A 2,524-nucleotide genomic window follows, 5' to 3' on the forward strand; every position below is an offset into this window, starting at 1 on the left:
CACGATTTTCTCGCCGATCCGCGCGAGGTCCGCAACGTCGTCGTCGGTCATGGCGTCCAACATCAAGGCGTGGACGGCATCCACATGACCCGGGGCGAGGGACACGATGGTGTCCATGCCGGCCTCGGTCAGGTGCGCCACGGTGACACGGGCATCGCCCGGGTGGGCCTCGCGCTCCACCCAGCCGCGTCTCTGCAGCTTGGTGACGACGTGCGACAGCCTCGACAAGGAAGCGCTGGTGCGGGCGGCAAGTTCACTCATCGGCAGGAAACGCCCCTCCGCTTCGGACAACATGGCGAGCACGTTGTAGTCGAAAAGCGACAACTTGCCGGCCGCTTGCAGTTGGGTGTCCAGGGCTGCGGGCAGCAGGGTGTTGATGCTCAGGAGGGCCAGCCAGGCACGGCGTTCGTCGGCGTTGAGCCAGCGCGGTTCGGTCATGGATTCATCTTAGAAGGAAATCAATGCTTGACACTTCAACTTAAGGTCATTATTGTTTTGGTTGAAGCTTCAAGTAACTGATCGTGAACCAATCGTGAGCACTCAAGCAAAGGAAACAACAATGGCTGACATCACCATCATCGGTACCGGCAACATGGCGTCCGGCATCGTGGCCCGCGCGGCCACCGCAGGCAAGAGCGTCCAGGTCCTCAGCCGCGACGCCGGCTCCGCTGCTGCCCTTGCGGCGACGGTCAACGGAACCTCCGGCATCACGGGATCCCCGGTGGAAGGCAGCATCGTGGTGCTGGCCACCCCGTTCGACGCCTCCAAAGAAGTCCTTTCTTCCTATGGCTCAGCGCTCAACGGCAAGACGATCGTGGACATCTCCAACCCCGTGAACTTCGAGACCTTCGATTCCCTCACCGTTCCCGCCGGAACCTCGGCCGCCGAAGAACTGCAGGCCTTGGTCCCCGGCGCATCGGTAGTGAAGGCCTTCAACACCGTCTTCGCCGCCACGCTCGCGGAGGGCGAAGTGGACGGCCAGACCCTCGATGTACTCGTGGCGGGCGACGACGCCGAGGCGACGGCCGCCGTCGTCGACTTCGTCAAAGGTGCCGGGCTGCGTCCGGTGAACGTCGGACCGCTGCGCCGCTCGCGTGAGCTCGAAGCCTTCCAACTGCTCGTCATGACTCTCCAGATCAGCGAAGCCCACCCCGACTACAACTGGAACTCTGCAGTCAAGCTCCTGCCGTAGTTCACTTTCGGAGGGCGGCCCTTTGAGGCCGCCCTCCGCGTTGTAGGCTGGGCGGCATGTTCGTGGTTTCGCTGACCTACAAAGTTCCCGACGAGATCGTCGATTTCCACCGCCCCGCACACATGGATTGGGTCAAAGAAGCGTTCGACGCCGGCACTTTCGTTGCGTCCGGACGTCGCGTTCCAGCCATCGGAGGTGTGCTCTTGTCCAACGTCGACCGTGCAACACTGGACGCTTCCCTGGCGACGGATCCGTTCTACGTCAACGGAGTGGCCGACTTCGAGATCATCGAATTCACGGTCACCACGGCATCCGCGGGCTTCGAAAACCTGCTGGACTAGTTAGCTTGGGCGTCCAGGGCGTCACGCGGGGCACACCGCCGCCAAAAATTTGTCAGGCGTGACGCCACCCCCTTAAATCCGGGCCGGCTCTGGGGCGTCCCCAACCGCTCCGGCAAGACCACCGGCATGAGGCCGGCCAACGGGCGCTCAGGTGATCGCCGCTCGAAACTCCCCTGAAACGACGCGAAAGCCAGGGTGCCACGTCGCGCCTGAGCCACGCGGCGTCGTCGGTCATGATCTCGGCGCGGCTCCGCGGTTGCAGCGCCCCAAGCACCGGTGCGGCGAGCGAGTGCGTGGCACCCAAGACCTCCAAGACCTTCTTGGCCATGTATTCGTGCCCGATACCGGACATGTGCAGCCGGTCCGGAGCCCACATCCGGCGGTCCTGATATTTTTCGAAGCACCAATGGTCCACCAGAAGCGTTCCGTAGGCTGCGGAAATGCGCCGGATGTGTTTATTGAAGACTGCCGTGCGCAGCTTGAGCGGCTCCAACACCGGCGAAAGCGGCACGTTGTACTCAGTGAAAAGCAGGACGTGGGCGCCACTGTCCGCGATCCGGGCAACGGCATCCTCGAATCCACGGACCAGCATGCGCATGTCCAGTCGTGCGCCGAGCAGATCGTTGCCGCCAGCGTGGAAACTGACCAGGGTGGGGGCCATCGCGAGCGCGGGCTCGAGTTGTTCAACCACGATCTGCCTGAGCCGACGGCCGCGGAGGGCAAGGTTGGCGTACTGCGCCTGCGGCTGGTGCCTGGCCAGTTCCTCTGCCACGCGATCGGCCCAGCCCCTGCAATCGTTGGGAAGGCGAAGGTCTACGTCGCCGACGCCTTCAGTGAAGGAATCTCCGACGGCGACGAATCGCATCGGCGTCTCCATGGCCATGGTCATGTCCCCCCGTTGTTTTGAGCTTTGCCTTGCGCGTTGCTTTGTGCCTTGGTTCCAGCAGCGGCGGCGCCCGCAGCGGCGGCTTGGCGTTCCGCGAGTTTTCGG

At 63.5% G+C, this 2,524-nt stretch carries 4 protein-coding genes; 2 read left to right on the forward strand and 2 right to left on the reverse strand.

Annotated elements, in window-relative coordinates; genetic code table 11:
* On the reverse strand, positions 1–438 hold a 438-nt coding region (locus AHiyo1_RS11685; protein ID WP_059388676.1), incomplete at its 3' end, for a MarR family winged helix-turn-helix transcriptional regulator.
* 121 nt (positions 439–559) lie between these two features.
* Here AHiyo1_RS11685 and AHiyo1_RS11690 point away from each other — a divergent pair.
* Together AHiyo1_RS11690 and AHiyo1_RS11695 are read left to right on the forward strand one after the other, a co-directional pair.
* On the forward strand, positions 560–1,192 hold the full coding sequence (locus AHiyo1_RS11690) for an NADPH-dependent F420 reductase (RefSeq protein ID WP_059388677.1): 633 nt from the start codon (positions 560–562) through the stop codon (positions 1,190–1,192).
* Positions 1,193–1,248: 56 nt separating this feature from the next.
* Complete coding sequence (locus AHiyo1_RS11695) at positions 1,249–1,533, forward strand: YciI family protein (protein WP_059388678.1); 285 nt, start codon at positions 1,249–1,251, stop codon at positions 1,531–1,533.
* 52 nt (positions 1,534–1,585) lie between these two features.
* Here the strand turns inward: AHiyo1_RS11695 and AHiyo1_RS11700 are convergent, their stop codons facing one another.
* A complete protein-coding gene (locus AHiyo1_RS11700; protein WP_253257290.1) occupies positions 1,586–2,398 on the reverse strand; it encodes an SGNH/GDSL hydrolase family protein in 813 nt (270 codons plus the stop codon).
* Positions 2,399–2,524 lie beyond the last annotated feature (126 nt).

It is taken from the genome of Arthrobacter sp. Hiyo1 (genome assembly GCF_001263615.2).
Classification (GTDB): domain Bacteria; phylum Actinomycetota; class Actinomycetes; order Actinomycetales; family Micrococcaceae; genus Arthrobacter.